A 26,026-nucleotide genomic window follows, 5' to 3' on the forward strand; every position below is an offset into this window, starting at 1 on the left:
TTATTTGCCAGCGCCGGCGATCTGGTCGCCATCGCGGGTGAGGTAATAGGCTGCCAGGATCGGCAGGAAGGTGACGAGCACCACGACCATGGCGACCACATTGGTGACGGGGCGCTGGCGCGGGCGGATGAGTTCTTCGAGCATCCAGATCGGCAAGGTCGATTGCTGGCCGCCGGTGAAGGTGGTGACGATTACCTCGTCGAAAGACAGCGCGAAGGCAAGCATGCCGCCGGCCAGAAGGGCGGTCCCGATATTCGGCAGTATGACATGGCGGAAGGTCTGAAAGCCGTCGGCGCCGAGATCCATCGAGGCCTCGATCAGTGAGCCGGAGGTGCGGCGGAAGCGGGCGACCGCATTGTTGTAGACGACGACCACGCAGAAAGTGGCGTGGCCGAGCACGATCGTCCAGACCGAAAAGGGGATGTCGAACAGGCTGAAGGCGGAGCGGAGCGCAATGCCGGTGATGATGCCGGGAAGGGCGATCGGCAGGATGACTAGCAGCGAGATCGCCTCGCGGCCGAAGAACTTCGTCTGGCTGACGGCTGCGGCACAGAGCGTGCCGAGGACCAGCGCGATCGCCGTGGCGATGACGGCGACCTGCACGGAAAGGCTGAGTGCTGACCAGACGTCCGGCCGGTTCCAGGCGACGGCAAACCATTGCAGCGTCAGCCCGGGCGGCGGCCATTGATAGCTCTTCTCCTCCGTCGTGAAGGCGTAGACGAAGATCAGCAGGATCGGCAGGTGCAGGAAGAGCAGCCCGATGGCAGCGGCGATCTTCAGGGGCAGCGGCGATCTCTTGAGGTCAGAGCGCATCGAACGCCCCCAATTTCCTGGCGAGCGACAAATAAAGTGCCATGATGACGATCGGCACGACGGAGAAGGCGGCGGCGAGCGGCACATTGCCGGCCGTTCCCTGCTGGGCATAAACCGCCTGGCCGATGAAGAGCCTGGACGAGCCGATGATCTGCGGGATGATGTAATCACCCAATGTCAGTGAGAAGGTGAAGATCGAGCCAGCGACGATGCCGGGGAGCGCCAAGGGCAGGAGCACGGTGCGGAAGGTCTGGCGCGGCGTGGCGCCGAGATCCGCCGAGGCCTCGATCAGGTTGCCGGGCACACGCTCGAGGGCCGCCTGTGTCGGCAGGATCATGTAGGGAAGCCAGATATAGACGAAGACGATGAAGGTGCCGAGGTAACTCACCGAAAGCGAATTGCCGCCGATGACGGGCAGGTTCAGGGTCGCGTCAAGCAGCCAGGCGAGATGGAGCTTCTCGAAGATCCAGGTGAGGATGCCTTCCTTGGCGAGGATCAGCTTCCAGGCGTAGATCTTGACGAGATAGCTCGACCAGAGCGGCAGCATGACGCCGAGATAGAAGAGCGCCTTCCATTTGCCTTGCGCATAACGCGCCGCATAGTAAGCGATCGGGAAGCCGATCAGAGCGGCAGCGAGCGTGACCAGCGCCGACATGACGAGGGTGCGGATGATGATGTCGAAATTCGCAGGATTCAGCAGCTGGGCATAGGTCGACAGGGTGAATTCGGTATTCACCAGCCCGGAGAAATCGTCGATCGAGAAGAAGCTCTGCAGAAGCAGGGCTATCAGTGAACCGATATAGATGATGCCGAGCCAGAGCAGCGGCGGCGTCAGCATCAGGAAGAGCAGCAGCTTCGGGTGCCGCCAGAAGGCATCCGACAGTTGGCCGAAGAAACCGCCACGCCCCGGAAGGATCGATGTCTTGCCGCCTGTGATGGTGAGCGCCGTCATGCCGCATCATCCATGTAGTGGATATCGGCCGGTTGCCAGGCAAGGCGGATACCGGCGCCGACATCCGGCACCGGCGCGCCCGCCGGCAGCATGACATGCAGCCGGCTGCCCTTGAGATCGACGCTGAGACGCGTGGCGGCGCCGAGGAAACTTGCATTTTCGACTTTTGCCTCGACGCCGTCGCTTGCCAGCCGGATCGCCTCGGGGCGCAGGCTCGCCCAGCGTTTCTCGCCGCCGAGCAAGGCCATCAGCTCAGGCGCGATGACGTTCGACGAGCCGACGAAATCGGCAACGAAGCGGGTCTTCGGGCAGCGGTAGATATCCTGCGGCGTGCCTTGCTGGACGATGTTGCCATCGTTGAAGACGGCGACGCGGTCGGCCATGGACAGCGCCTCGCCTTGATCGTGGGTAACGAAGACGAAGGTGATGCCGAGCGCGCGCTGCAGGCTCTTCAATTCTTCCTGCATCTGCTCGCGCAGCTTCAGGTCGAGCGCACCGAGCGGCTCATCGAGCAGCAGCACTTTCGGTTTGTTGACGAGCGCGCGGGCGAGCGCCACGCGCTGCCGCTGGCCGCCGGACAGTTGGCCGGGGCGGCGGGCGCCGTAGCCCGGCAGCTTGACGAGCTCGAGGGCATCGCCTGCCGCCTTCATCCGCTCCACCTTGCCGACGCCCTTGACCATCAGCCCATAGGCAACATTGTCGAGGATATTCAGATGCGGAAAGAGCGCGTAGTCCTGGAACACGGTGTTGACGTTGCGGCGATAGGGCGGAACGCCGTCAGCCGTCTCGCCGAAGATCTGGATATGGCCCGCGGTCGGCTGTTCGAAGCCGGCGATCAATCGCAGGCACGTCGTCTTGCCCGAGCCGGATGGCCCGAGCATGGCAAAGAATTCGCCGGGCGCGATCTCGAGATCGACGCCGTCGACGGCGCGAACCTGGCCGAAATGGCGCGACACCTGCTGGAAACGGACGGCTGACGTCATTGGGGGGCTCCGGCTTCTTTGCTTTTCGAGAGGCTGCGGTCTTGGGTTTATGCGACCCCGCCCCAAACCCCTCCCCACGAGGGGGAGGGGCTTAACCTGCCGTACCCATTTGCAAATACCTTGGTGTTTCGGCAGGATTCGACGGTGCCATTCAAGGCCCTCCCTTGTGGGAAGGCGTTGGGGAGGGACTTTACCCAAGTGGACCGGCCCGGTTCACCGTCCGCCGATCACGCCAATATAATCCGACACCCAGCGATGGTACGGCACGCACTCGCTCTGTGTCGTGCATTTGGCGACCGGGGTCTTCCAGAACTTGATCTTGTCGAAGTGATCGAAGCCGTTGGTGGCGCAGCCGCTATCGCCCATCAGCTCGTTGCCCTTGCAGGCGGCGGGAACCGAGGGCACGGCGCCGAACCAGGCGGCGGCGTCGCCCTGGACCTTGGCCTTCAGCGAATGTTCCATCCACATATAGGCGCAGTTCGGATGTTCGCTGTCGACATGCAGCATGGTGGTGTCGGCCCAGCCGGTGACGCCTTCATCCGGGAAAGTGGAGGCGATCTTCTGCTTGTCGGCCTGCAGCAGGTTCACCTGGAAAGGCCAGGAGCCGGAGGCGACGACGCCTTCGTTCTTGAAGTCGTCGATCTGGATCATTGCATCGTGCCAGTATCGGGAGACGAGCTTGCGCTGGCCGCGCAACAGGTCGAGGGCGGCCTTGTACTGGTCCTCGTTCAGCTCGTAGGGATCCTTGATGCCGAGATCCGGCTTGTGGGCCATCAGATACATGGCGGCATCGGCGATGTAGATCGCGCCGTCATAGGCCTGGACGCGGCCCTTGTTCGACTTGCCGTCGGGCAGTGTCTGCTCCTCGAAGACGACGTTCCAGCTGGTCGGCGCCTTGTCCTTGAAGGCATCGGTATTATACATCAGCACGTTCGGCCCCCAGAGATAGGGCACGCCGTAATGCACGCCGCCGACCGTATACCACGGGCCGTTCTGCAGGCGCTCGTCGACGGTCTTGAAGCTCGGGATCAGATCGGTGTTGATCGGCTGGACACGCTTGCCGGCGATGAGGCGGAGCGAGGCGTCGCCCGATGCCGTGACGAGATCGAAGCCGCCTTCGTTCATCAGCGACACCATTTCATCCGAGGTGGCGGCGGTCTTGACGGAAACCTTGCAGCCGCTCTCCTTTTCGAAATCGGTGACCCAGTCGTAGTTCTTGTCGGTTTCGCCGCGTTCAATATAGCCGGCCCAGGCGACGATGCTGACCGCACCTTCGCCCTTGCCCAAGGCCTTCAGCGGTTCGGCGGCGATTCCCTGCGTCGCGAAGCTCAGGCAGGCGAGCGCTGCCGTGCAGGATTTCAACAGATTCGTCATCATCCGTCTCCCGGTTTGCCACTGCTGTGGCGGTTTGTTCCCGGATGAAAAGGTGACGCGAAAAAGCCGCTTTCGCAAATTCATTTATCAGAAAGACGATATCGGAAATTCCGATATCAGCGGATGCGGCCGGACCGCAAGCTTTCGGCGATACCGACGAAGTCGCGCGCCGCCTGCGGCAGGCTGGAGCCCTTGCGCCAGACCATACCGACCTGGACGACCGGCAGCGATCCCGAGACGTCCCGGCTCTCGATGCGGTCGCCTTCCAGTGACCATGGTCGGTAGACAAGATCGGGAAGCAGGGCCACGCCGGCGCCTGTTGCAACCAGGCTGCGCACCGCCTCCACCGAGCGGGTGCGGAAGGCAACATGCGGACGGGCGCCGAGGGCTGAGAGCAGCTTGCCGGTGTTCTCCTCGATTTCGTCGACCGTCAGCATGATCAGCGGTTCGCGGGCGATGTCGGCGACTGAGATGATGTCGGCCGACACCAGCGGATGGCCCATCGGCAGCCATAGTCGATAGGGCGAGGTTTCGAGGATTTCCGCCTGCAGCGCCATGCGGTCGCGCAGGTTGGATATCACCATCACGGCGACATCCAATTCGCCGCCGACCAGGAGATGTTCGAGGTAACCGCCATTGTCCTCGATGGCGCTGACCTCGATGCCCGGACAGGCGCGCCGATATCGCGCCAGCAGGTCGGAGAGGACATAGCCGGCGACAAGCGAGGTGACGCCGATGTTCAGCGTGCCGGAGAGGGCGCTTTGCTGGCCGGAAAAGCTGGTGCGTGCATCGGAGACGGAGGCCAGGATCTTCGTCGCGTGACGCAGGAATTGGTGGCCGTTATGGGTGATCGTCAGGCCGCGCGGATGGCGCTCGAAGAGTTCGACGCCGAGGTCGGTTTCGAGTTCCTTCAGTGCTTCCGTCACCGAGGATTGCGAGATCGAAAGGTTCTGTGCGGCTCGCGTCACCGAACCCTGTTCGGCGACGGCGACGAAATATTGAACCTGGCGAAGCGTGAAGGCCATGGGGTTTTAGAGCATGGTGGAATAGGCCGTGGCAAGCGGCCCAAAAAAGCGGACCTTTTTTGGTGTTTTCTCAAAATGGCGCAGGCTTCACACGCCCACTTAAACTTTCGGAAACGTCATTTCTTTAGCGTTCTTAGCACTTGTCCTGCGTTGGAGTTTCAGATGGCGGAGCAGTTGGCGTGAAGGCCTTACTGCGCATCTTCCGGCCTTCCCGGAAATTGGCAATCATCATCGGTGGAGTCGCTCTTCTCATGGGCGTGTCCGGCGGTGCGGCGGTCTATGTCGGCAAGGACAGGTTGATCGGTGCAACTGGTGGTGGCTACGGGCTCGAATGCAGTGACGTCAACCTGGTGACGATCCGCAAGCAGGATCATGTCTGGGTGCGCAAATACATCAAGACCGAACCGACCGACGGGATGACGCGCGTCAAGACCGCGCTTCGTGTCGCTCAGGCGGTTTATGCCGCGCAGAAGCCGGATCTGGTGCAGGTGGTGGTGCTCGACGAGAACGGACCGACGTTGCGCGCCGACATTCGCGGCCGGGCGATCGGCGCCGATGTCGTCTATATCCCGCATCCCGACAAGACCGTCCCCGGCCTCGACGACAAGTCCTATACAGCGCGCTACTACGACGGCAAGGCCAGCGAAAACGGGCTGTTCTTCGGCGAGCGCATAGAGATGCCGTTCGACGAGGTCGCCATGATCAGCGCCGCCTTCAAGGACCCCGAGGATTGCGTCGACCCGGTTGCGGTTGGCTCGACGAAGAGTGAGGGCAAGGCAGCAGCCGGCGGACACGGCGCAGCGCCGGAGACCAAGGAACCGTCTGGTCAGGAGCAGGCTGCCAAGGATGCAGCCACTCCCGCAGAGGAACCGTCGGCCAAGAGCGGGCACTAAACCCGAAAAACATCAGGCGGCAGGCCTGATATTTTCCCTTATCAGCGAGGCGTCGCGCGCCGGCGGCTGGCCGAAGAAACGTGCATATTCCCTGGTGAATTGCGAGGCGCTCTCGTAGCCCACCGAGTAGGCGACCGAGGAGGCGTTTCCGGATTGGGAAATCAGAAGCTGGCGGGCCTGCAGCAGGCGGATACGCTTCTGGAACTGGATCGGGCTCATCGCCGTCACAGCCTTGAAATGGCGATGAAAGGCCGAGACGCTCATGGCGGTGAGGGCGGCGAGTTTTTCGACCTCGACCGCTTCGGCATAGTGCTCGCGAACCCAGCGAATGGCGAGCCGTATCCGCGACAGGGCGCTATCGGGTGCTGCGATATCGCGCAGCATCCAGCCCTGCGGTCCCTGCAGCACGCGATAGAGGATTTCGCGTTCGTAGGCCGGGGCAAGGGCAGGGATATCCTGCGGGCGCTCCATGAGTAGCAGCATCCTCAGCCAGGCACCCAGAAGTTCCGGCGTCATGCGACAGACGGAATAGCCGCCGGTTTGTTCCTCCTGGTAGGATTGCGGCGTAAGATCCAGGAGAAGCGCTGCGACCTTTGCCGGGTCGAGCGATAGGCTGACGCCGATATAGGGTCGGTCGGGACCTGCCTGCTGCACCATGCCCGTCGCCGGCACATCGATCGATATCACGAAGTAGCTCGCTGAATCGTAATAATAGTCCTGACCGGCGATCGTCAGCGTCTTGCTGCCATCAAGGATCAAGTTGACCATCGGCTCATAAACGGCGCCGAGCTTGTGTTCGGGGATCTCCCCCTTGACCATCAGGATACCGGGTATGCCGGTTTCCGTCGGGCGGTTTTCAGCGTGGGCCGTCAAGCGGCGCATCTCTTCGAGCATTGTTTGCATGGCGAAATCCTGACCCAGCAAGTGACACGGCGCAAGGCAAAAGCAGGAATAGGCAAGAACGAGGCAGTTTCCGGCGGAGTGCAGACCGGCTGTTTCCCATAGCTTCCGGCCATCGAAGCAAAGGAGACAGAAATGAAAATCGCAATCATTACCGGCGGCAGCCGTGGCATTGGTCAATCGGCAGCGCAGGAATGCGCAAGGCGCGGCATGGGTGTCATTCTCACCTATAACAGCCACAAACCAGGTGCGGATGAAGTCATCGCCGCGATCAAGGCAGAAGGCGGTCAGGCCGTTGCGCTTGCCCTCGATGTCGGTGATGCCGACAGCTTTCCGGCCTTCGTGGCGGAAGTTAAAAGGCTGCTTTCCACTTACTGGGGCCGGGATACATTCGATTGCCTCGTCAACAATGCCGGTTTCGGCATGTTCAATCTCATGGAGACGGTGACGACGGGCCAGTTCGACGCTCTGATGAATGTCCACCTGAAAGGGCCGTTCTTCCTGACGCAGGTCTTGTTGCCGCTGATGGTCGATGGCGGCGTGATCCTCAATGTAACGAGCGCTTCCGTTCGCGTCGCAACAGCAGGTGTTGCACCCTATGCAGCCCTCAAGTCCGGACTTGAGACGTTGACCCGCTATCAGGCGAAGGAGTTCGGCGATCGCAGGATCCGCGCCAATGCTATCTCGCCCGGTCCTATCCGCACCAATCTTGCCGACGCTGCACTGGACAAGAACCCGGAGTTCGCCGCGTTGCTTGCCTCACAGACGGCTCTCGGCCGTATCGGCGAAGCCGAGGATGTCGGCCGCGTCATCGCCATGCTCGCGTCCGACGACGGCGCATGGATCAATGCGCAGACGATCGAGGTCGCCGGCGGCTACATGATCTGAGTGTGGTGACGAGCGCGATCATGACACAAGCCAACGAAATAACGTCATTCCGGTTGAAGGGCCGGCTGACAGTGTCTTGGTCCATCGGCTCGGTTCTTCACCAGTCTGCCTAAAACAAAACGGAGCGTCCTTTCGGGCGCTCCGTTTTTCATTTAAACAATGTTGTTCTCAGTCGGTTTTGCTGCGGCGGGCCGGGAAGAGGATGACGTCGCGGATCGACGGCGCATTGGTCAGAAGCATGATGAGACGGTCGACGCCGATGCCGAGGCCACCTGCCGGCGGCATGCCCTGGTCGATCGCGTCGAGGAATTCCTCGTCCAACTGCTTTTCCTTTTCGCCGCGGGCATGCGCCTGTTCGAGCTGCTCGACCATGCGGCGGCGCTGCTCTTCGGGATCGTTGAGTTCCGAGAAGGCGTTGCCGAGTTCCCAGGCATTGCAATAGGTCTCGAAACGCTCGACCAGGCGCGGCTCGCCCGGCACTTCCTTGGCGAAAGGCGAAATATCCTTCGGGAAATGCGTAACGTGCGAGGGTTGGATCAGCGTCTGCTCGACCTTCTCTTCGAAGATGAAGGCGAGGCATTCACCCCAGGTCCAATCCTTCTCGACCGCGAAGCCGGCAGCCTTGGCGGCGGCGCGGGCCTCTTCATCCGTCTTGATGGCCCGGAAGTCGATACCAGTCGCTTCCTTGACGGCGTCCGGCATCGGCACGCGCTTGAACGGGCCCTTGAAGGACATGGTCTTGTCGCCGAAGGGAAATTCCGTCGTGCCGTGAATGGAAAGCGCCAAGCTTTCGAACAGCCGCTCGACGAGGTCCATGATGTCCTCGTAGTCGGCATAGGCCCAGTAACACTCCATCATGGTGAATTCCGGATTGTGCCGGGTGGAAACGCCCTCGTTACGGAAGTTCCGGTTGATCTCGAAGACCTTGTCGGTCAGCCCCGAGACCAGCGTGCGCTTCAGGAACAGTTCCGGCGCGATGCGCAGGTACATGTCGAGCTTCAGCGTGTTGTGATGCGTCTTGAACGGCTCGGCGGTGGCGCCGCCATAGACCGAATGCAGCATCGGTGTCTCGACTTCCATGAAGCCGTCATTTTCCATGAAGCGGCGGATACCGGAGAGGATCTTCGAGCGCTGCTGGAAGCGGAGCTTCGAATCCTCGTTGGTCATGATGTCGAGATGGCGCTTGCGATAGCGCAGCTCGATGTCGGAGAGGCCATGCCACTTTTCCGGCATCGGCAGCAGCGACTTGGTCAGCATCTCGATCTTCTGGGCATTGATCGTCAATTCGCCGCGCTTGGTGCGGCGTACGATGCCGGTGACGCCGATGATGTCGCCGATGTCGATCATCGGCAGCAGCGCACGGGCTTCTTCCGGGGTCGTGTCCTTGTGACTGAAAATCTGGATCTTGCCGCCGGCATCGTGGATGTCCATGAACATGCCAGAGTTGCGCGACGAGTATACGCGGCCGGCGACAGTGACGACATCCTGCGTCTCGACGTCAGGTTCCAGATTCTCGTACTTCGCGATGAGCTCGGCATTGGTCATCGTGCGGTGGAAATGCGCCGGATAGACCTCGCCGACCTGCTCGCGCAGCAGCTTCAGCTTCTGAGCGCGCACTTCCGTCGCGTCGGAGGAAAGGGTGTTTTCAGTCTTGTTGTCAGCCATTGTCGAAATCCTCTGACTGTTCTTACTTCGAGCCGACGAGGGCGGCGACCGCCTGCGAGGCGAGCTTCAGGCGCTGACGCACGACCGACCGGCCGAGGATTGCCATGGAATCGAAGAGCGGCAGCGAGCGCGACGAGCCGGACACGGCGACGAAGAGCGGCGAGACCACGACCTTCAGCTTCTTGCCCATGCGGTCGGCGATCGCGCGCAGTTCCGCCTCGATCGTCTCGACGTTCCATTCCAGGATCTTTTCGAGATCCGGCTGAACGGTGTTGAGGATCTCCAGGATCTCTTCCGGCGGCGACTTGATCTTGGCGAAGTCGGAAGGCTGCAGGCCAAGATCGGACTTCAGCAGGAAGCCGGCAAGATCGGGCAACTCGCCGAGCTTGGAAATGCGTGTCTGCGATAGGCGCAGACCTTCCTTCAGGCGGTCGTTTTCCATCGCCCAGGTCAGCACACGCACCTGGAATTCCTCCTCGGAGAGCTTCTCGCGGATCCAGCGGCCGTTCAGCCAGTCGAGCTTTTGAATGTCGAAGATCGCACCGGCCTTGGAGAGGTTTGCCGGGTCGAACTTCTCGGAGAGCTCGTCCATCGTCAGGAGCTCTTCGCCCTCGGCGATCTGGATGAAGAACAGGCCGAGGAAGTTCATCAGCGCTTCCGGGATATAGCCGAGCGCGGAGTAATAGGAGATCGAGGTCGGGTTCTTGCGCTTCGACAGCTTCGACTTGTCGGCATTGCGCATCAGCGACAGATGCATGAAGACCGGCTGATCCCAGTCGAAATAGCGATAAAGCAGGATGTGCTTCGGCACCGAAGCCAGCCATTCCTCGCCGCGCGCCACATGGGTGATCTTCATCAGATGGTCGTCGATGACGTTGGCCATGTGATAGGTCGGCATGCCGTCGGCCTTGACGAGCACCTGCATGTCGACCGAATCCCACGGAATGGAGACATCGCCGTAGACGCCGTCCGTGAAGTCGCAGGAGCCTTCGGCCGGGATCTTCATGCGGATGACGGTCGTCTCGCCGGCGGCCATACGCGAGGTGACTTCCTCGGCCGCAAGATTCAGGCAGAGACCATCGTACTTCGGCGGCTTGCCGGCGGCGCGCTGGGTTTCGCGCATCTGCTCCAGCCGCGCGGGTGTGCAGAAACAGCGGAAGGCATGGCCCTTGTCCAGCAATTCCTGCCCGTAAGGCTGGTACATTTCCTTGCGGTCGGACTGGCGATAGGGGCCGTAGGGGCCGCCGATATCAGGGCCTTCCTTCCATTCCAGCCCGCACCATTTCAGGGCGTCCAACACCTTCGTTTCGAATTCCGGGGTCGAGCGCGTCGCATCGGTATCCTCGATGCGCAGGATGAACTCGCCGCCATGCTTCTTGGCAAAAAGGTAGTTGAAAAGAGCGATGTAAGCGGTGCCGACATGCGGCTCGCCGGTCGGCGAGGGAGCGATGCGGACGCGGACGCCGGTAGCTGTCCCGGAAACTGTCATTGTGTGTGCCCGTCAATGAATGCCGGACGGCTTTCATGGGAAAGCGACGCACGGCCGGAAGGATGCAGATAGCTTCATCGGCAAACCGGCCGGAAAAAGGGCATGCGCCCGCACTATCCGCCGATCGTCCGTTCGGCTGGCCTTAGGCCATATTCAACCGGGCGCGTCAAGAAAAACACGCCAGGAATGGCCTGATGGCAATGCGTGAGGGCGCGCCGGTTCCGCCGCGCCCTCCAGCCCAAGCCTCAATGCGCGGCGTCGCGTTTTCGCTTGCGGGCGTTGCGCGCGAACATGTTCAGCACCTCGACCAGCGCCGAGAAGGCCATGGCGGCGTAGACGTAGCCCTTCGGCACATGGAAGCCCATGCCTTCGGCGATCAGCGTCGTGCCGATCATCAGCAGGAAGGCGAGCGCCAGCATGACGATCGTCGGGTTCCTCTCGATGAAGTTGGCAAGCGGGGTCGCGGCAACAAGCATGACGGTGACGGCGGCGACGACGGCGACCACCATGATCGGCAGATGTGGCGTCATGCCGACGGCAGTGATGATGCTGTCGACGGAGAAGACGAGGTCGAGCAGCAGGATCTGGCCGATGGCCGATGCAAAGCCTGTCGTGGCCGAACTTGCGATGAAGTCCTCGCCGTGATCTTCCGGATCGACGCTGTGGTGGATTTCCTTGGTGGCCTTCCAGACGAGGAACAGACCGCCGGCAATCAGGATCAGATCCTTCCAGGAGAAGCCGTGGCCGAAAGCTTCAAACAGCGGTTCGGTCAGTTGCACGATCCAGGCGATGGTGCCGAGCAGGGCGAGACGCATGACGAGCGCAAGACCGATGCCGATCTTGCGGGCCTTCTCCCGGTGCTCGGGCGGCAGTTTGTTGGTGAGAATGGAAATGAAGATCAGGTTGTCGATCCCGAGAACGACTTCCATCACCACCAGCGTGATGAGCGCCACCCAGGCGGCCGGATCCTGAATGAGCGTCATGATTTCCTGCATCAGCATATATCCCCTTTGCGTCACATGAGTAATGACGCTCGCAATGTAATGTCGCCGGCCTTCCAGGCAAGCGCCGCAAGGGGGTATACGAAACCGATGTGACTTTTATTCCCTAGAACAGGATTTAAGGCCGGGTCGGCCTTAAATTTGAATCCTGCTCTAAATTAAAGAGTTAGAGCAGGATGTCGTCCGAAAACCGCTCGCACTTTTTCGGTATCATGCTCTGATCGGCAACCAGATTTCGGTGACGCCCATGCCGGTATAGGGGTCGAAGCGCTCGTCGTAGCGTTCGAACATGTCGGGTGTCTCGCCGTGCTCCAGGCCGGAGGTCGGCCACCATGCGCCAAATATCCGGTTCATCGTCGCCGGAATGCCGGAGACATGGCCACGGTGAGCAAAGACGACGTAACGCTGGCCTGGAAGCTTGAGCGTTGCAAAATCGGCCGGCAGATCGCCGGCATCGGAAATTTCGACCGCGACCATATAGCGGAATTTCTCTGCTTCACCATCGATGTGGGTGCAGATGCCGTAGGCGACGTTGCCTTTCTGGCCGGAGATATGACCGAAATGGGCATTGAATTCCTGCCAGAGGGAGGGGATGGCGGCATTGCCGCCATAGGGGTAGGTCTCCTGCAAGCCGGCAAACAGCATCGGTTGAAGGGTTTCGAAGCGGGGCGGTTCGAGGTCGTTGAGGTGGGCGGGGTCCATTCTGATCGGCTCCAGCAAGGTAAGGTTACGGGCGTGCCCCTGTCTGCGCACCGCATCCGGCGTCATGCCGAACTGGTCGCGGAAGGCACGGGTGAAGGCTTCGTGCGAGCCGTAGCCGGCGCAAAGCGCAACCTCGAGAATGGTGGATGAACCGCCGACCAACGCCGGCACGGCGCGGCTGAGGCGGCGCCCTCTTATATAGCCGCTGATCGAGTGACCGGTGACGAGCCCGAAGACGCGCGACAGATGGTAGCGCGACAATCCGGCTGCTTCCGATATCTCTACCAGCGATATATCGCTTTCGAAATGGCTCTCGATGAACCAGATCGCCCGTCCGACGGCGCTCATTCTCATTCTCCTGGTTGCAGCTTCTTCCTTAGCGGAAGGCCGGCAGCCGGATTTGATCGCTATTGCGGGATTCTGGCCGATGGAGCGCGGCGGTCAAGGGTGTGGTCAGGCGGTCTCGTGCCGGCGCGCGCCGTAGGCGGCCATGAAGACCCGGATCGCGCCGCGGATGACGCGCTCGATTTCATCGCGCGACGGCGGTTCTTCCATGCTTCCGAACAGGCGGAGCTTGAAGAAACTACCGCTGGCGAGATCGAGGAACTGGCCGGCGGCCAGATCGATGTCGTCGATCTCAAACCTCCCTTCGGCGATGTGGCGTTCCAGGAAGTCGCGCATGATGGTGCGCAGATTTTCCGGACCCTTGAAGAAGCGTTGACAGAGTACCGGCATGCGGTCGCGAACACCGAGAACGGTGCGCATCGCGCTGATGACCTTTTCATCGGTCATATGGGTGACAAAGCTTATCCCGAATTCGTACAGCCCGGCTTCGGGATCGTCATGTTCGGCAAGCGCCGTGCGCACGGCCGCCACGAAGGCGGCGCGCTCGGCCTCGATCATCGCCGAAAACAGTTCTTCCTTGTTGGTGAAATAGACGTAGAGCGTTCCCTTGGAGACTCCGGCCTCGCGGGTCACGTCGTTCATGCTGGCGGCGTCGAACCCCATCTTCATGAAGACTCGCTTGGCGCCGGCGAGAATCTGCTGGCGCTTGGCCGGATCTTCGCCTGCGGCAAATCGGCCTCCGGCAGCGGGAGGACTGAATACGGCGGCGTGGTCGGGTGTCAGCGTCATGTCCTCTTAACCGTGTTGACGGTTTCGCATTTTGTTTAAAAGAAATCGAACCGATTGGTTCTATACATCTTGATATGACGATAAAACAGGTTTAAGTCAACTGAACCGAACCGTTCAGTTCGATTATTTACTCCAGATCGGTTAAGTGGCCATGTCGAGCAACCAGAAGAGCAACGTCGCGCGTATCGTCAGCGAAAACGCCGGAACCGAAGAGGTAAAGGCCGAGGTCGCGGCTGTAGAAGCTCCGACGGCGGAAGCCCGCGAAGTTCCCTCTGCTCCCGCACAGTCGGCGCCGGCTTCGGTTGCCGCACCCGCGGCTGCGAAGAAGCGCCGCAGCCCGGTGCTGCCGATCGTCGTGCTCGCCCTTCTCGCGGGCGGCGGCTGGTATGGTTACGAATGGTGGACGAACGGCCGCTTCATGGTGTCGACCGACGACGCCTATATCGAAGGCGATATCGCAACGATTTCGCCGAAGGTCACGGGCTACGTCGCGAAGGTGAACGTTGTCGCCAACCAGGAAGTCAAAGCGGGCGACGTGCTTGCCACGCTTGATAACGGCGATTATCAGAACGCCCTCGACTTGGCCCAGGCCCAGATCGTCACCGAACAGCTTTCGCTGCAGCGTATCGACGCGCAGATCGAAGGTGCGAATGCGAGCCTCGTGCAGGCGCGGGCGCAAAAGGTGGCACTCGAAGCGGCCGTTCGCGGTGCCGAGATCACCCAGAAGCGCCAGACCGACCTTCAGGCGAAGTCGGTCGGCACTGCCGCCGATCTCGACAACGCCAATATCGCCCTCGACCAGGCCAAGGCCAATCTTGCCGGCGGCGACGCCAACATCACCGCCGCACAGGCCAACATCACCATTCTCCAGGCCCAGCGCAAGGAAGCCGAAGGCTCGGTCCGTTCGCTTGAGATTTCGCGCGACAAGGCCGTCCGTGACCTCTCCTTCACCGTGCTCAAGGCGCCTTATGACGGCATTGTCGGCAACCGCTCCGTCCAGGAAGGCGACCTCGTCTCTCCCGGCCAGCGCCTGATGGCGCTCGTTCCGGTGCGCCAGCTCTATATCGACGCCAATTTCAAGGAAACGCAGATTCAGCATCTGGTGCCGGGCTCGAAGGTCAACGTCCAGGTCGATGCCTATAGCGATCATCCGATCGTCGGCACCGTCGAATCGATCTCGCCGGCTTCCGGCTCGGTCTTTTCGCTGCTGCCACCGGAAAATGCCACGGGCAACTTCACCAAGGTGATCCAGCGCGTGCCGGTGCGCATCGCGCTGCCGCAGGATGCGCTCGACAGCGGCCGTCTGCGCGCGGGCCTGAGCGTCGTCGTCGACGTCGACACCCGTACGGCGCCGAGCAAGTAAGCCTTCAGGAAAGGCAGAGGTGATCTGATGGCCGGGAGCGCGACAGCAACGGCGGGGACGATTCCGGCGGCACCCGCCCATGCCGACGAGCGCATGGATCCGAAGAAGCTCATTGCCTTCTTCGCGATGGTGCTCGGCATGTTCATGTCGATCCTCGACATCCAGATCGTCTCGGCCTCGCTTGCCGAAATCCAGGCCGGCCTTTCGGCCGGCAGCGACGAGATCGGCTGGGTGCAGACGTCCTATCTGATCGCCGAAGTGATCATGATCCCGCTCTCGGGCACGCTGGCGCGGATCATCTCGACGCGTTATCTTTTTGCGATCTCGGCCGCCGGCTTCACCATGGCGAGTGCGCTTGCCGCGACGGCGACGAATATCGACCAGATGATCGTCTACCGGGTCATCCAGGGCTTCATCGGCGGCGGCATGATCCCGTCGGTCTTCGCGGCCGCCTTCACCATCTTCCCGCCGTCGAAGCGCAGCATCGTCTCGCCGATCATCGGCTTGATCGCGACGCTGGCGCCGACCATCGGCCCGACCGTCGGCGGTTATCTCAGCCATGCCTTTTCCTGGCACTGGCTGTTCCTCGTCAACATCGTGCCCGGCATCATCGTCACGATCGTCACCTGGAACTTCATCGATTTCGACAAGCCGGAACTGTCGCTCTTCAAGAAGTTCGACTGGTGGGGTCTGATCTCGATGGGTGTCTTCCTCGGCGCGCTGGAATATGTGCTCGAAGAGGGCAATTCGAACGACTGGTTCAACGACAGTTTCATCACCATCGCAGCGGTTGCCTCCGGCGTTGCAGCCATCGTCTTCTTCTATCGCGCCTTCACGGTGGATTTCCCCGTTGTCGACCTCAAGGCCTTTTCGAACCGGAATTTCTCCTTCGGCTCGGTGTTTTCCTTCGTCATGGGCATCGGCCTCTATGGTCTCACCTATATCTATCCGGTCTATCTCGGGCGCATCCGCGGCTATGATTCACTGATGATCGGCGAGACGATGTTCGTCTCCGGGCTTGCGATGTTCTTCACCGCGCCGATCGCCGGGCGGCTGTCGACCAAGATGGATCTGCGCATGATGATGGTGATCGGCTTCGTCAGCTTCGCCGCCGGCACCTTCATCATGATGCATCTGACGGCGGATTGGGATTTCTACGAGCTCTTCATCCCGCAGATCCTGCGCGGCTTCGGGCTGATGATGTGCATGGTGCCGATCAACAATATCGCGCTCGGCACGATGCCGCCCTCGCGCATCCGCGGCGCGTCCGGCCTGTTCAACTTGACCAGAAATCTCGGCGGCGCCGTCGGCCTTGCCGTCATCAATACTGTGCTGACCAACCGGCAGGACGTGCACTACGAGCGGCTGCGGGAGAACATGGATTGGGGCAATCCGGCGGTGATCGACCAGATGAACAACATGGCCGCCAATTTCAACACCTATGGCATGGATGGCGCCTCCGTTGCGATCAAGCAGATGGTTGGTCTTGCCACCAAGCAGGCGATCATTCTTTCCTTCAGTGATGTGTTCCTGATCCTGACCGCACTCTTCCTTGCCATGATCCTCGGTGTCGCCATGATCAAGAAACCCGCGCCGCAAGGCGGGGGAGGCGGTGGCGGCCACTGACCTCCGGCCTGCCGCCCCTTGAAAAGGCCCTCTTCGGAGGGCCTTTTTGTTTGCCGTTTCCAGGCCGCTATGTCATCAGGTCGATCATCGCCACCGGATCGGTCCGAAGCGAACATGCCGGGAAAACGATGCGGAAACCCGCCCGGTCGATTTTTTGATTTACGTACATCAAAATTGGCGCTAATGGTCTCGTCAGGAGGAATGATGAGGCCAACCGTTCACGATATAGCCGCTGCGGCCGGTGTCAGTCTGGCGACCGTTGACCGGGTTCTCAACCAGCGTCCCGGTGTGCGCCACGTCACGCGGGAAAAGGTCGAGACCGCGATCCGCGAGCTCGGTTATGTCAGAGACGTCGCCGCCGCCAATCTTGCCAAAGGGCGCACCTATCCGCTGGTCTTCATCCTGCCGGCCAGCGACAACTCCTTCATGCACGGGCTCAATGCCGAGATCCGCCAGGCAGTCCTCCGATCGTCGGCCGAGCGCACCAATATCCGCACCATCGAGGTGCCGGCCTTCGATCCGGCCGCCCTCGTCTCCGTGCTCGAAGAGCTTTCCCGCGAAAGGCCCTGCGGAATCGCGCTGGTTGCGACCGATGCGCCTGATGTGCGCGCCGCCGTCGACAGGCTGGTGCGCGAGCGCTTTCCCATCGTCACCCTGGTTTCCGATCTCACGGGGTCGCTGCGCCATCACTATGCCGGCGTCGACAATATCGCCGCCGGCCGAACGGCCGCCCGCCTGCTCGGGCGGTTTCTCGGGCCGCGAAAGGGTGAAATCGCCGTGCTCGCCGGCTCCATGCTGGTGCGCGACCATCGCGAGCGGCTGGAGGGCTTCACCGCTGTCATGGCCAAGGAATTTCCCGATCTTGCGATCCTGCCGGTTCTCGAAGGCCGCGACGACCCTGAGGTCGCCCACAGGCTCGTTGCCGACGCGCTCGGGAATGCCGGCATCATCGGCGTCTACAGCCTCGGCGCCGGCAATCGCGGCCTGATCCGGGCGCTAAAGGAGAAGGCCGTCGACCGCGTGCTGACCGTGATTGCCCACGAACTGACCGCTCATACGCGCGCAGCACTCATCGACAATACGATCGATGCGATCCTCAACCAGGATGCCGGCCATGAGGTGCGCAGTGCGATCCGCGTGCTGAAGGCCAAGGCGGACGGGCTTGCCGTCATCGAAGCGCAGGAGCGCATCCGCCTCGACATATTCCTGAAAGACAATCTGCCGTAACGGCAAAGGGAGAAATACCACATGTATCTGGGTCTCGATCTCGGAACCTCCGGCGTCAAGGCGATGCTGATCGACGGTGATCAGAAGATCGTCGGCTCGGCCAACGGTTCGCTCGACGTCTCGCGTCCGCATTCCGGCTGGTCGGAGCAGGAGCCGGCCCACTGGGTGCGCGCCACGGAGGAGGCTGTCGCCGGCCTCAAGGCAAAACATCCGAAGGAGTTGGCGGCGGTCAAGGGCATCGGCCTTTCCGGCCAGATGCATGGCGCAACGCTTATCGATGCGACCGACAAGGTGCTGCGCCCGTGCGTCCTCTGGAATGACACGCGCAGCTACGTCGAGGCAGTTGCACTCGATGCCGATCCGCGCTTTCGTGCACTCACCGGCAACATTGTCTTCCCCGGCTTTACGGCGCCGAAGCTCGCTTGGATCGAGAAGCATGAGCCCGATGTCTTCGCCAAGATCGCCAAGGTTCTCCTGCCGAAGGACTATCTGCGTCTCTGGCTGACCGGCGACTATATCTCGGAAATGTCGGATTCGGCCGGCACCTCCTGGCTCGACACCGGCAAACGTGTCTGGTCCTCCGAACTGCTGGCCGCCACCAACCTTTCCGAGGAGCAGATGCCGGCGCTCGTCGAAGGCACCGAACAGGCCGGTAAGCTGCGGTCCGAACTGGCGGCGCAATGGGGTATATCAGGTGATGTCGTCGTGGCCGGCGGTGCCGGCGACAATGCGGCCTCGGCCTGCGGCATGGGCACGGTCAGCGATGGTGCTGCCTTCGTCTCGCTCGGCACCTCGGGCGTGCTTTTTGCCGCCAACGCTTCCTATTTGCCGAAGCCGGAAAGCGCCGTGCATGCCTTCTGCCACGCGCTGCCGAACACCTGGCACCAGATGGGTGTCATTCTGTCGGCCACCGACGCGCTCAACTGGCATTCCGGGGTGACCGGCAAGTCGGCCGCCGATCTCACCGGCGAACTCGGCGAGACGCTGAAGGCGCCCACCGGTGTCACCTTCCTGCCCTATCTCTCCGGGGAGCGCACGCCGCACAATGATGCTGTCATCCGCGGCGCCTTCATCGGCCTCGAACATGAAAGCAGCCGTGTCGTTCTTACCCAGGCGGTGCTCGAAGGTGTCGCCTTCGCCATTCGCGACAATCTCGAAGCGCTGCGTTCGGCCGGCACCGGCATATCCCGCGTCACGGCAATCGGCGGCGGTTCGCGCTCGCGTTACTGGCTGGCGTCGATCGCGACCGCCCTCGGCGTTCCGGTCGACCTGCCGGCCGACGGCGATTTCGGCGCGGCCTTCGGCGCTGCCCGCCTCGGCCTGATCGCGGCAACGGGCGCGGATCCGATTGCGGTTTGCACGCCGCCGGTGACGGCTGGAACGATCGAGCCGGTGTCGGCACTGAGCGGCGCTTATGAGGACGCCTACAAGCGCTACCGGGCGCTCTATCCGGCGATCAAGTCGCTGGCGTAGGCCAACAATTCAGAACTTCGAAAAGATACGAACCCAAGGAGAACCAACATGAGCACCGGATTTTTCGGCGATATCCAGAAAGTAAAATACGAAGGCCCCGACAGCACCAATCCGCTGGCCTTCCGCCATTACCAGCCGGACGAGATCGTCATGGGCAAGCGCATGGAAGACCATCTGCGCTTTGCCGTGGCCTATTGGCACACCTTCACCTGGCCGGGCGGCGATCCCTTCGGCGGTCAGACTTTCCTGCGTCCCTGGTTCGAAGACACGATGAAGGCCGCCAAGCTCAAGGCTGACGTCGCCTTCGAATTCTTCTCGCTGCTCGGCTCGCCCTATTACTGCTTCCACGATGCCGACGTGCGTCCGGAAGGCAAGAACTTTGCCGAAAACACAAAAAACCTCAACGAGATCGTCGATTATTTCGCCGAGAAGCAGGCCGCAACCGGCACCAAGCTGCTCTGGGGCACAGCGAACCTCTTCTCCCACCGCCGCTATATGTCGGGTGCAGCCACCAATCCGGATCCGGATGTCTTTGCTTTCGCTGCTGCGACGGTCAAGACCTGCATCGACGCCACGCAGAAGCTCGGCGGCGAGAACTACGTGCTTTGGGGCGGCCGCGAAGGTTACGAGACGTTGCTCAACACCGATATCGGCCGCGAGCTCGACCAGCTCGGACGCTTCCTCAACCTCGTTGTCGAATACAAGCATAAGATCGGCTACAAGGGCACGATCCTGATCGAGCCGAAGCCGCAGGAGCCGACCAAGCACCAGTATGATTACGACGTCGCGACCGTCTATGGTTTCCTCAAGAAGCACGGCCTTGAAAACGAGGTGAAGCTCAATATCGAGCAGGGCCACGCGATCCTTGCCGGCCACTCCTTCGAGCACGAGCTGGCGCTTGCCAATGCGCTCGGCATCTTCGGCTCGATCGACATGAACCGCAACGACTACCAGTCCGGCTGGGATACCGACCAGTTCCCGAACAATGTTCCCGAAATGGCGCTCGCCTACTACCATGTTCTGGCTGGTGGCGGCTTCAAGACCGGTGGCACCAACTTCGACTCGAAGCTGCGCCGCCAGTCTCTCGACCCGGCGGATCTGCTGATCGGTCATATCGGCGGCATGGATTGCTGCGCTCGCGGCCTGAAGGCCGCCGCCAAGATGATCGAGGACAAGGCTCTGTCGCAGCCGCTCGCCGATCGTTATGCCGGCTGGGATTCGGCTGAAAGTCAGAAGCTCTTCCGCGGCGAATATTCGCTGGACGAGATCGCCCATTGGGTCGAGAGCAAGGACGTCAACCCGCAGCCAAGATCGGGCAAGCAGGAACTGCTGGAGAACGTCGTCAACCGTTACGTCTGACGATCAGCGCCGGCGGCCATTGGTCGCCGGCACAACCCTCTCCAGGCGGCGACGGCGCAAAACCTTCAGCCTCAATTGGTTTACCGTTTCGACCAGTTGCGCGACGGTGCCGAGACGGAGTTTCGAACCACCAGATCCGGCCGCAGCAGGATTTCCGTTTCGGTCGGCCGGCCATCGGACAGAAGTTCCAGCAGCAGCGCCATTGCCTGCTTGCCGATCGCCGTTCTCGGCTGGCGGATCGTGGTCAGCGGTGGGGATATGAAGACGGCCTGCGGTACATCGTCGAAACCGGTCACCGAGAAATCCCGCGGAATGTCGTAGCCTCGCGCGCCGAGCCCGACCATGACGCCGATCGCCGTCTGGTCGTTGACGCACATGAAGGCGGTTGGAAGCGTGTCGCGCATGAAAAGCTGTTCGACCGCATGCCGCCCGCTTTCGATCGTGCCGTCGCCTTCCAGCACGATCCTGTTGTCGGGCGGGATGCCGGCGGCATCGAGACCGGCATCGTAACCCATACGGCGCCTGGTATAGGCAAGCCGGGTGCGCGAATCGCCGATGAAGGCGATCTTGCGATGCCCTTCGGCCAGCAGCAGGTCTACCGCTTTGCGAGCGCCCTCGGTATCGTCGACGCCGACATAGGGAATGCCGCCGTTGAAGACGGGCTCGAAAACGCCGACGCTCGGCGGCAGCCGCGCGGTCATCGTCTGATGCCCGAAGGGCAGGATGCCGGTGAAGAGGATCAGCCCGGCAGCCTGGTTGGAATTTAGGAATTTCAGATATTCGAGACCGCGCTGGGCGTCGTTCTGCGTGTGGCCGATCAGGATGCCGTAGCCGTGCGCGCGCGCTTCGTTCTCCAGCCCGACGAGAATGTTGGAGAAATTGGGATCGCCGATATCGGGCGCCACGACGAGGATCATGTTGGAACGGCCGAGCCTCAGGCTGCGCGCCATGGCGTTGGTCGTATAGCCGGTGATGGCGATCGCCTGGTTGACCTTGAGGCGCGTGGAGTTGGCGACCTTTTCCGGCATGTGGATTGCCCGGGAAACCGTCGCGATGGAGACCTCGGCGATCCGGGCGACGTCTTCGATGGTTGCGGGCGTGGAATTCGACACTGAGCTCTGCCTTGGGCTGTCTTCGCCGCGACACTACACAGACTTGTCGAGAGGTCAAAGGCGGGCTTCAACTGATCTGTGTAAATCAACGATGTAAACCTTTACACGATGTATGTAAAGGTTTACATAAGGCGCCAGAGCGGACCGGGAGCCGCTTTGGGGAGGACCAGATGACCGTGGAGACCGCCGACACCGCACCCGTGGTGCTGTCCGCCAGGCGCATATGCAAATCCTTCAGTGGAGTGCAGGTCCTCTTCAGCGTGAACTTCGATCTCCGCGCCGGCGAAATCCATGCACTCATGGGTGAAAACGGCGCCGGCAAGTCCACGCTTGTCAAGGTTTTGTCCGGTTTCGAACAGCCGAGTTCCGGCGAAATCCTGCTCGACGGCAAGCCTGTCGTCCTGCCGCCCAACGGCGCCGCCGAGGCACTCGGCATCGTCATCATTCACCAGGAATTCAACCTCGCCGACCATCTGACCGTGACGGAGAGCCTCTTCCTTGGGCGCGAAGTCACGCGCTTCGGCGTGCTTGACCGCAAATATATGCGGTCGGAGACCCGCAAGGTTCTCGACGTGCTCGGTTCGCATGTCGATGAGAATGCGCTGATCAGCACGCTTTCCATCGCCGACAAGCAGATGGTCGAAATCGCCAAGGCAATCAGCCGCGACGCGCGGGTGGTATTCATGGACGAGCCGACCGCCGTGCTGTCGCGGGAAGAGACCAGTATGCTCTTCAAGCAGGTTCGCAAGCTGCGCGATCAGGGTACCAGCTTCGTCTTCGTGTCCCACAAGCTCGACGAGGTGATGGAGTTGACCGACCGCGTCACCGTGCTGCGGGATGGCCAGTGGATCAAGACATCGCCGACATCCATTCTGGACGGGGAATCGATCGCGCAGTTGATGGTCGGTCGCGAACTTTCCAGCCTCTATCCCGCCAAGGTCGAGCCTGATGTCGACGAGGAAATCGTCCTCAGCGTCGCCTCGGTGTCGACGGGCTATGTGAAGGATGCGAGCTTCGAGGTGCGCAAGGGCGAGATCATCGGTTTTTCAGGCATGATCGGCTCTGGTCGTACCGAGCTGATGGAAGCGATCGCCGGGTTGCGGACCCGTCTCGAGGGCGAGGTAATCATCAAGGGGGAAACGGTTCCCTCCGGCGACGTGCATGCCGCCAATCGCTGCGGGCTCGCCTATATGACCAAGGACCGCAAGTCGAAAGGCCTGCTGCTGCGCTCCGGCATGGTGACCAATCTGACACTGCAATCGCTCGGAAGGCATGCTCGTCACGGCTATCTCAGCCCGGGCAGTGAAGCGGCCGCAATGGCCAAGGCCAAGCGCCGCTTCGACATCAGGGTTCGTGACGGCAATATCGTCGCCGGCCGCATGTCGGGTGGGAACCAGCAGAAGCTGCTGCTTGCCAAGGTCATGGAGACCGAGCCTGACATCATCATCATCGACGAGCCGACGCGCGGCATCGATGTCGGCACCAAGCAGCAGATCTATCATTTCATCTCGGCACTCGCCCGGGACGGCCGGTCGATCATCGTCGTGTCGTCGGAGATGCCGGAGGTCATCGGCCTCTGCACCAGAGTGGCGGTGATGCGCGAAGGGCGTATCGTCGGCGTGCTCGAGGGAGACGAGATTTCCGAGCAGGAGATCATGCGTTACGCCGCCGGGCTCAAGAAGAAGGCGGCCGCCTGAGGGCTGAAGCAGGCTTCGCCGATCAGGACGACACATAAGATGCCCAGAAAATATGGGGCGGGAGGTTGGTTTTGGAAATGAGTGTCAACGAGGAGACCAGGGAAATCCGGCGCCGATCCTGGCGGGATGTCGACCTGCGTGCAGTCGCGCCTTTTGTCGCCCTGGCACTGCTGCTGATCGTCGGAGCCCTGGTCAATCCTAATTTCATCGGCATCACCAACCTTGCCAATGTCGCGACACGCAGCGCCTTCATCGCCATTATCGCGGTCGGTGCGACCTTCGTGATATCTGCAGGCGATCTCGACCTGTCGGTCGGCTCGATGGTGGCCTTCGTCGCCAGCCTGATGATCCTGCTGATGAATTCGGGCGCCATCGAAAACCCGGCCCTGATGCTGACGGTCGCGGCCGTCTTCACGATCGTCGCCGGTGCGCTTTGCGGCCTGGCGAACGGCCTGATCACGACGGTGGGCAGGATCGAGCCCTTCATCGCGACGCTCGGCACAATGGGCATCTATCGCGGCCTGACGACATGGCTGTCGCAGGGCGGCGCGATCACGCTTCGCTCCGCCGATATCCAGACGCTCTATCGTCCGGCTTATTTCGGCAATATCGCCGGCGTGCCGGTGCCGATTGCGGTGATTTTGGCGGTGACGGCGGTTGCGGCCTTCATCCTCTATCGCACCCGCTACGGGCGCCATGTCGTCGCGGTCGGATCGAACAGCGATGTCGCTCGCTATTCGGGCATCGCGGTCAATCGCGTCAGGACGATCGCCTTCGTCATCCAGGGGCTGTGCGTCGCCATTGCCGTGTTGCTCTACGTTCCCCGTCTCGGCTCGACGTCGGCGACGACGGGCATCCTGTGGGAACTGCAGGCGATTACGGCCGTCGTCGTCGGTGGTACCGCGCTGAAGGGCGGCGCGGGCAGGGTCTGGGGCACGATCTGCGGCGCCTTCATTCTCGAACTCGTCGGCAACATCATGCTGCTTTCGAATTTCATCAGCGAGTATCTGATCGGCGCCATCCAGGGTGCGATCATCATCATCGCCATGTTCGTCCAGCGCTCGCTGGTGCGTAAATCATAAATTGGCAAATCATGAATTGACCGGGCTTACAGGGCGTCCGGTCCCGTATGGAAAAGTCCCTGAAGTTATTGGGAGGAAATAGAATGCGTAAATTGATGTTGGGCCTGGCGGTTGCGGCGGTGACGTTCGCCGGCGTCGCTCACGCCCAGGACAAGAAATTCACGATCGGCGTATCCATTCCAGCCGCCGACCACGGTTGGACGTCGGGCGTCGTGTTCCATGCCGAACGTGTCGCCAAGCTGCTGATGGCCGAACATCCCGGTCTCAATGTCATCGTCAAGACCTCGCCGGACGCCGCAAGCCAGGCCAACGCCGTGCAGGATCTCGATACGCAGGGCATCGACGCCCTCGTCATCCTGCCGTCGGACCCGGATCCGCTCGTCAACGCCATCAAGGAAGTCAAGGGCAAGGGCAAGTTCGTCGCCCTCGTCGACCGTGCGCCGAGCAACAACGACAATTCCGTGCGCGACCTTTATGTCGCCGGCAACAATCCGGCTCTCGGCGAAGTCGCCGGCAAGTACATCAAGGACACAACGCCGGACGCCGAGGTGGTGATCATCCGCGGTCTGCCGATCCCGATCGACCAGCAGCGCCAGGACGGCTTCGACAAGGGCATTGCCGGCTCGAACGTCAAGGTTCTCGACCGCCAGTACGGCAACTGGAACCGCGACGATGCCTTCAAGGTCATGCAGGACTACCTGACCAAGTACCAGAAGATCGACGTCGTATGGTGCCAGGATGACGACATGGCCGTCGGCGTTCTGCAGGCGATCGAGCAGGCCAAGCGCACCGACATCAAGTATGTCGTCGCTGGCGCCGGCTCCAAGGACATGGTCAAGAAGGTCATGGACGGCGACAAGCTGATCCCGGTCGACGTTCTCTATCCGCCGGCAATGGTCGGCACGGCGATGGAGCTGACGGCGGCGGCCCTCTACGATCAGGTCCCGGTTCATGGCAGCTACATTCTCGATGCGACGCTCGTCACCAAGGAGAATGCCAAGGACTTCTATTTCCCGGATTCGCCGTTCTAATCCATCGACTTGAGACATGCGCCCATTCGAAAGGATGGGCGCATTTTTTATGCTTCCATACAGTGGCTGGCCGAAAATGCTGCACGTACCTCTTGCCCGCCAAAGCCCATCGTGATTAGCTCGCAGCCATATCGCATCTGGCCTCGCGCCAAATCACGAGCCAAGGGCGAGGAGGCGCCTTGCTCCCGCCAAATAGCGTGCTACAACATCTCAGAAACGTTTACGGTCGATATTCAG

General features: G+C 61.4%; 22 protein-coding genes. 10 read left to right on the plus strand and 12 right to left on the minus strand.

Translation table 11 applies throughout. The features are described 5' to 3' along the window. The 5 genes from FFM53_RS16210 to FFM53_RS16230 all read right to left on the minus strand — a co-directional run bounded on the left by FFM53_RS16210 (position 1) and on the right by FFM53_RS16230 (position 5,147). A complete protein-coding gene (locus FFM53_RS16210) occupies positions 1-813 on the minus strand; it encodes an ABC transporter permease (protein ID WP_138333225.1) in 813 nt (270 codons plus the stop codon). Then, on the minus strand, positions 803-1,765 hold the full coding sequence (locus tag FFM53_RS16215) for an ABC transporter permease (protein WP_062943981.1): 963 nt from the start codon (positions 1,763-1,765) through the stop codon (positions 803-805). The genes FFM53_RS16210 and FFM53_RS16215 overlap by 11 nt, the downstream gene beginning before the upstream one ends. After that, positions 1,762-2,748, minus strand: coding sequence for an ABC transporter ATP-binding protein (locus tag FFM53_RS16220; RefSeq protein WP_138390616.1), 987 nt, complete (start codon positions 2,746-2,748; stop codon positions 1,762-1,764). Before FFM53_RS16220 ends, FFM53_RS16215 begins: the two co-directional genes overlap by 4 nt. A gap of 213 nt (positions 2,749-2,961) precedes the next feature. Next, positions 2,962-4,122, minus strand: coding sequence for an ABC transporter substrate-binding protein (locus tag FFM53_RS16225; protein ID WP_138333229.1), 1,161 nt, complete (start codon positions 4,120-4,122; stop codon positions 2,962-2,964). A gap of 116 nt (positions 4,123-4,238) precedes the next feature. After that, positions 4,239-5,147, minus strand: a complete 909-nt coding sequence (locus tag FFM53_RS16230; RefSeq protein ID WP_003566676.1) for a LysR family transcriptional regulator — start codon at positions 5,145-5,147, stop codon at positions 4,239-4,241. A 179-nt stretch (positions 5,148-5,326) separates the two neighbouring features. On the opposite strand from FFM53_RS16230, the gene FFM53_RS16235 reads away from it, so the two are divergent. Further along, positions 5,327-6,040 carry a hypothetical protein gene (locus tag FFM53_RS16235; RefSeq protein WP_138390614.1) on the plus strand — a complete coding sequence of 238 codons (714 nt, stop codon included), beginning with the start codon at positions 5,327-5,329 and terminating at the stop codon, positions 6,038-6,040. A 12-nt stretch (positions 6,041-6,052) separates the two neighbouring features. Here FFM53_RS16235 and FFM53_RS16240 read toward each other — a convergent pair whose 3' ends face one another. Beyond that, positions 6,053-6,943, minus strand: coding sequence for an AraC family transcriptional regulator (locus tag FFM53_RS16240; RefSeq protein ID WP_138390613.1), 891 nt, complete (start codon positions 6,941-6,943; stop codon positions 6,053-6,055). 132 nt (positions 6,944-7,075) lie between these two features. Between FFM53_RS16240 and FFM53_RS16245 the strand changes: the two genes are divergently transcribed. Continuing rightward, a complete protein-coding gene (locus FFM53_RS16245; RefSeq protein ID WP_138390612.1) occupies positions 7,076-7,828 on the plus strand; it encodes an SDR family NAD(P)-dependent oxidoreductase in 753 nt (250 codons plus the stop codon). Positions 7,829-7,996: 168 nt separating this feature from the next. Here FFM53_RS16245 and lysS read toward each other — a convergent pair whose 3' ends face one another. The 5 genes from lysS to FFM53_RS16270 form a co-directional block, all read right to left on the minus strand. Further along, the gene (lysS, locus tag FFM53_RS16250; protein WP_138390611.1) at positions 7,997-9,493 is read right to left on the minus strand and encodes a lysine--tRNA ligase; all 1,497 of its coding nucleotides are present in this window, start codon (positions 9,491-9,493) and stop codon (positions 7,997-7,999) included. Between the two features lie 22 nt (positions 9,494-9,515). Next, a complete protein-coding gene (gltX, locus tag FFM53_RS16255; protein ID WP_138390610.1) occupies positions 9,516-10,982 on the minus strand; it encodes a glutamate--tRNA ligase in 1,467 nt (488 codons plus the stop codon). 245 nt (positions 10,983-11,227) lie between these two features. Next, positions 11,228-11,977 (minus strand): TerC family protein, encoded by a 750-nt coding sequence (locus tag FFM53_RS16260; protein ID WP_018072717.1) that lies wholly within the window; start codon positions 11,975-11,977, stop codon positions 11,228-11,230. Positions 11,978-12,193: 216 nt separating this feature from the next. Next, complete coding sequence (locus FFM53_RS16265; protein ID WP_138390609.1) at positions 12,194-13,033, minus strand: AraC family transcriptional regulator; 840 nt, start codon at positions 13,031-13,033, stop codon at positions 12,194-12,196. A gap of 105 nt (positions 13,034-13,138) precedes the next feature. Next, positions 13,139-13,819 carry a TetR/AcrR family transcriptional regulator gene (locus FFM53_RS16270; protein WP_138390608.1) on the minus strand — a complete coding sequence of 227 codons (681 nt, stop codon included), beginning with the start codon at positions 13,817-13,819 and terminating at the stop codon, positions 13,139-13,141. Between the two features lie 151 nt (positions 13,820-13,970). Between FFM53_RS16270 and FFM53_RS16275 the strand changes: the two genes are divergently transcribed. The 5 genes from FFM53_RS16275 (at position 13,971) to xylA (ending at position 20,867) form a co-directional block, all read left to right on the plus strand. After that, the gene (locus FFM53_RS16275) at positions 13,971-15,182 is read left to right on the plus strand and encodes an HlyD family secretion protein (protein WP_138390607.1); all 1,212 of its coding nucleotides are present in this window, start codon (positions 13,971-13,973) and stop codon (positions 15,180-15,182) included. A 27-nt stretch (positions 15,183-15,209) separates the two neighbouring features. Then, a complete protein-coding gene (locus FFM53_RS16280) occupies positions 15,210-16,808 on the plus strand; it encodes a DHA2 family efflux MFS transporter permease subunit (protein WP_138390606.1) in 1,599 nt (532 codons plus the stop codon). Between the two features lie 204 nt (positions 16,809-17,012). Beyond that, positions 17,013-18,035: a LacI family DNA-binding transcriptional regulator gene (locus FFM53_RS16285; protein ID WP_138390605.1), complete on the plus strand. Its 1,023-nt coding sequence runs from the start codon at positions 17,013-17,015 to the stop codon at positions 18,033-18,035. 21 nt (positions 18,036-18,056) lie between these two features. Continuing rightward, positions 18,057-19,508: a xylulokinase gene (xylB, locus tag FFM53_RS16290; RefSeq protein WP_138390604.1), complete on the plus strand. Its 1,452-nt coding sequence runs from the start codon at positions 18,057-18,059 to the stop codon at positions 19,506-19,508. Positions 19,509-19,556: 48 nt separating this feature from the next. After that, positions 19,557-20,867 (plus strand): xylose isomerase, encoded by a 1,311-nt coding sequence (gene xylA, locus FFM53_RS16295; protein ID WP_138390603.1) that lies wholly within the window; start codon positions 19,557-19,559, stop codon positions 20,865-20,867. An 80-nt stretch (positions 20,868-20,947) separates the two neighbouring features. Here the strand turns inward: xylA and FFM53_RS16300 are convergent, their stop codons facing one another. Then, a complete protein-coding gene (locus tag FFM53_RS16300; protein ID WP_138333254.1) occupies positions 20,948-21,979 on the minus strand; it encodes a LacI family DNA-binding transcriptional regulator in 1,032 nt (343 codons plus the stop codon). Between the two features lie 170 nt (positions 21,980-22,149). Here FFM53_RS16300 and FFM53_RS16305 point away from each other — a divergent pair, with 170 nt between their 5' ends. From FFM53_RS16305 to FFM53_RS16315, 3 genes are all read left to right on the plus strand, one after another. Beyond that, positions 22,150-23,676, plus strand: coding sequence for a sugar ABC transporter ATP-binding protein (locus FFM53_RS16305; protein ID WP_138390602.1), 1,527 nt, complete (start codon positions 22,150-22,152; stop codon positions 23,674-23,676). A gap of 77 nt (positions 23,677-23,753) precedes the next feature. Continuing rightward, positions 23,754-24,758, plus strand: coding sequence for an ABC transporter permease (locus FFM53_RS16310; RefSeq protein ID WP_138390601.1), 1,005 nt, complete (start codon positions 23,754-23,756; stop codon positions 24,756-24,758). Positions 24,759-24,841: 83 nt separating this feature from the next. Continuing rightward, entirely contained in the window at positions 24,842-25,789 is a 948-nt protein-coding gene (locus FFM53_RS16315) for a substrate-binding domain-containing protein (protein ID WP_138333259.1), read from the plus strand. Positions 25,790-26,026: the final 237 nt, after the last annotated feature.

The sequence above is a fragment of the Rhizobium indicum genome (genome assembly GCF_005862305.2).
In the GTDB taxonomy this organism is placed as follows: domain Bacteria; phylum Pseudomonadota; class Alphaproteobacteria; order Rhizobiales; family Rhizobiaceae; genus Rhizobium; species Rhizobium indicum.

Bases quoted from the DNA above. Each gene is read 5' to 3' on its own strand.
- FFM53_RS16210 (WP_138333225.1), bottom strand. From the start codon at position 813: ATGCGCTCTGACCTCAAGAGATCGCCGCTGCCCCTGAAGATCGCCGCT.
- FFM53_RS16215 (WP_062943981.1), bottom strand. From the start codon at position 1,765: ATGACGGCGCTCACCATCACAGGCGGCAAGACATCGATCCTTCCGGGG.
- FFM53_RS16220 (WP_138390616.1), bottom strand. From the start codon at position 2,748: ATGACGTCAGCCGTCCGTTTCCAGCAGGTGTCGCGCCATTTCGGCCAG.
- FFM53_RS16225 (WP_138333229.1), bottom strand. From the start codon at position 4,122: ATGACGAATCTGTTGAAATCCTGCACGGCAGCGCTCGCCTGCCTGAGC.
- FFM53_RS16230 (WP_003566676.1), bottom strand. From the start codon at position 5,147: ATGGCCTTCACGCTTCGCCAGGTTCAATATTTCGTCGCCGTCGCCGAA.
- FFM53_RS16240 (WP_138390613.1), bottom strand. From the start codon at position 6,943: ATGCAAACAATGCTCGAAGAGATGCGCCGCTTGACGGCCCACGCTGAA.
- FFM53_RS16245 (WP_138390612.1), top strand. From the start codon at position 7,076: ATGAAAATCGCAATCATTACCGGCGGCAGCCGTGGCATTGGTCAATCG.
- lysS (WP_138390611.1), bottom strand. From the start codon at position 9,493: ATGGCTGACAACAAGACTGAAAACACCCTTTCCTCCGACGCGACGGAA.
- gltX (WP_138390610.1), bottom strand. From the start codon at position 10,982: ATGACAGTTTCCGGGACAGCTACCGGCGTCCGCGTCCGCATCGCTCCC.
- FFM53_RS16260 (WP_018072717.1), bottom strand. From the start codon at position 11,977: ATGCAGGAAATCATGACGCTCATTCAGGATCCGGCCGCCTGGGTGGCG.
- FFM53_RS16265 (WP_138390609.1), bottom strand. From the start codon at position 13,033: ATGAGCGCCGTCGGACGGGCGATCTGGTTCATCGAGAGCCATTTCGAA.
- FFM53_RS16270 (WP_138390608.1), bottom strand. From the start codon at position 13,819: ATGACGCTGACACCCGACCACGCCGCCGTATTCAGTCCTCCCGCTGCC.
- FFM53_RS16275 (WP_138390607.1), top strand. From the start codon at position 13,971: ATGTCGAGCAACCAGAAGAGCAACGTCGCGCGTATCGTCAGCGAAAAC.
- FFM53_RS16280 (WP_138390606.1), top strand. From the start codon at position 15,210: ATGGCCGGGAGCGCGACAGCAACGGCGGGGACGATTCCGGCGGCACCC.
- FFM53_RS16285 (WP_138390605.1), top strand. From the start codon at position 17,013: ATGAGGCCAACCGTTCACGATATAGCCGCTGCGGCCGGTGTCAGTCTG.
- xylB (WP_138390604.1), top strand. From the start codon at position 18,057: ATGTATCTGGGTCTCGATCTCGGAACCTCCGGCGTCAAGGCGATGCTG.
- xylA (WP_138390603.1), top strand. From the start codon at position 19,557: ATGAGCACCGGATTTTTCGGCGATATCCAGAAAGTAAAATACGAAGGC.
- FFM53_RS16305 (WP_138390602.1), top strand. From the start codon at position 22,150: ATGACCGTGGAGACCGCCGACACCGCACCCGTGGTGCTGTCCGCCAGG.
- FFM53_RS16310 (WP_138390601.1), top strand. From the start codon at position 23,754: ATGAGTGTCAACGAGGAGACCAGGGAAATCCGGCGCCGATCCTGGCGG.
- FFM53_RS16315 (WP_138333259.1), top strand. From the start codon at position 24,842: ATGCGTAAATTGATGTTGGGCCTGGCGGTTGCGGCGGTGACGTTCGCC.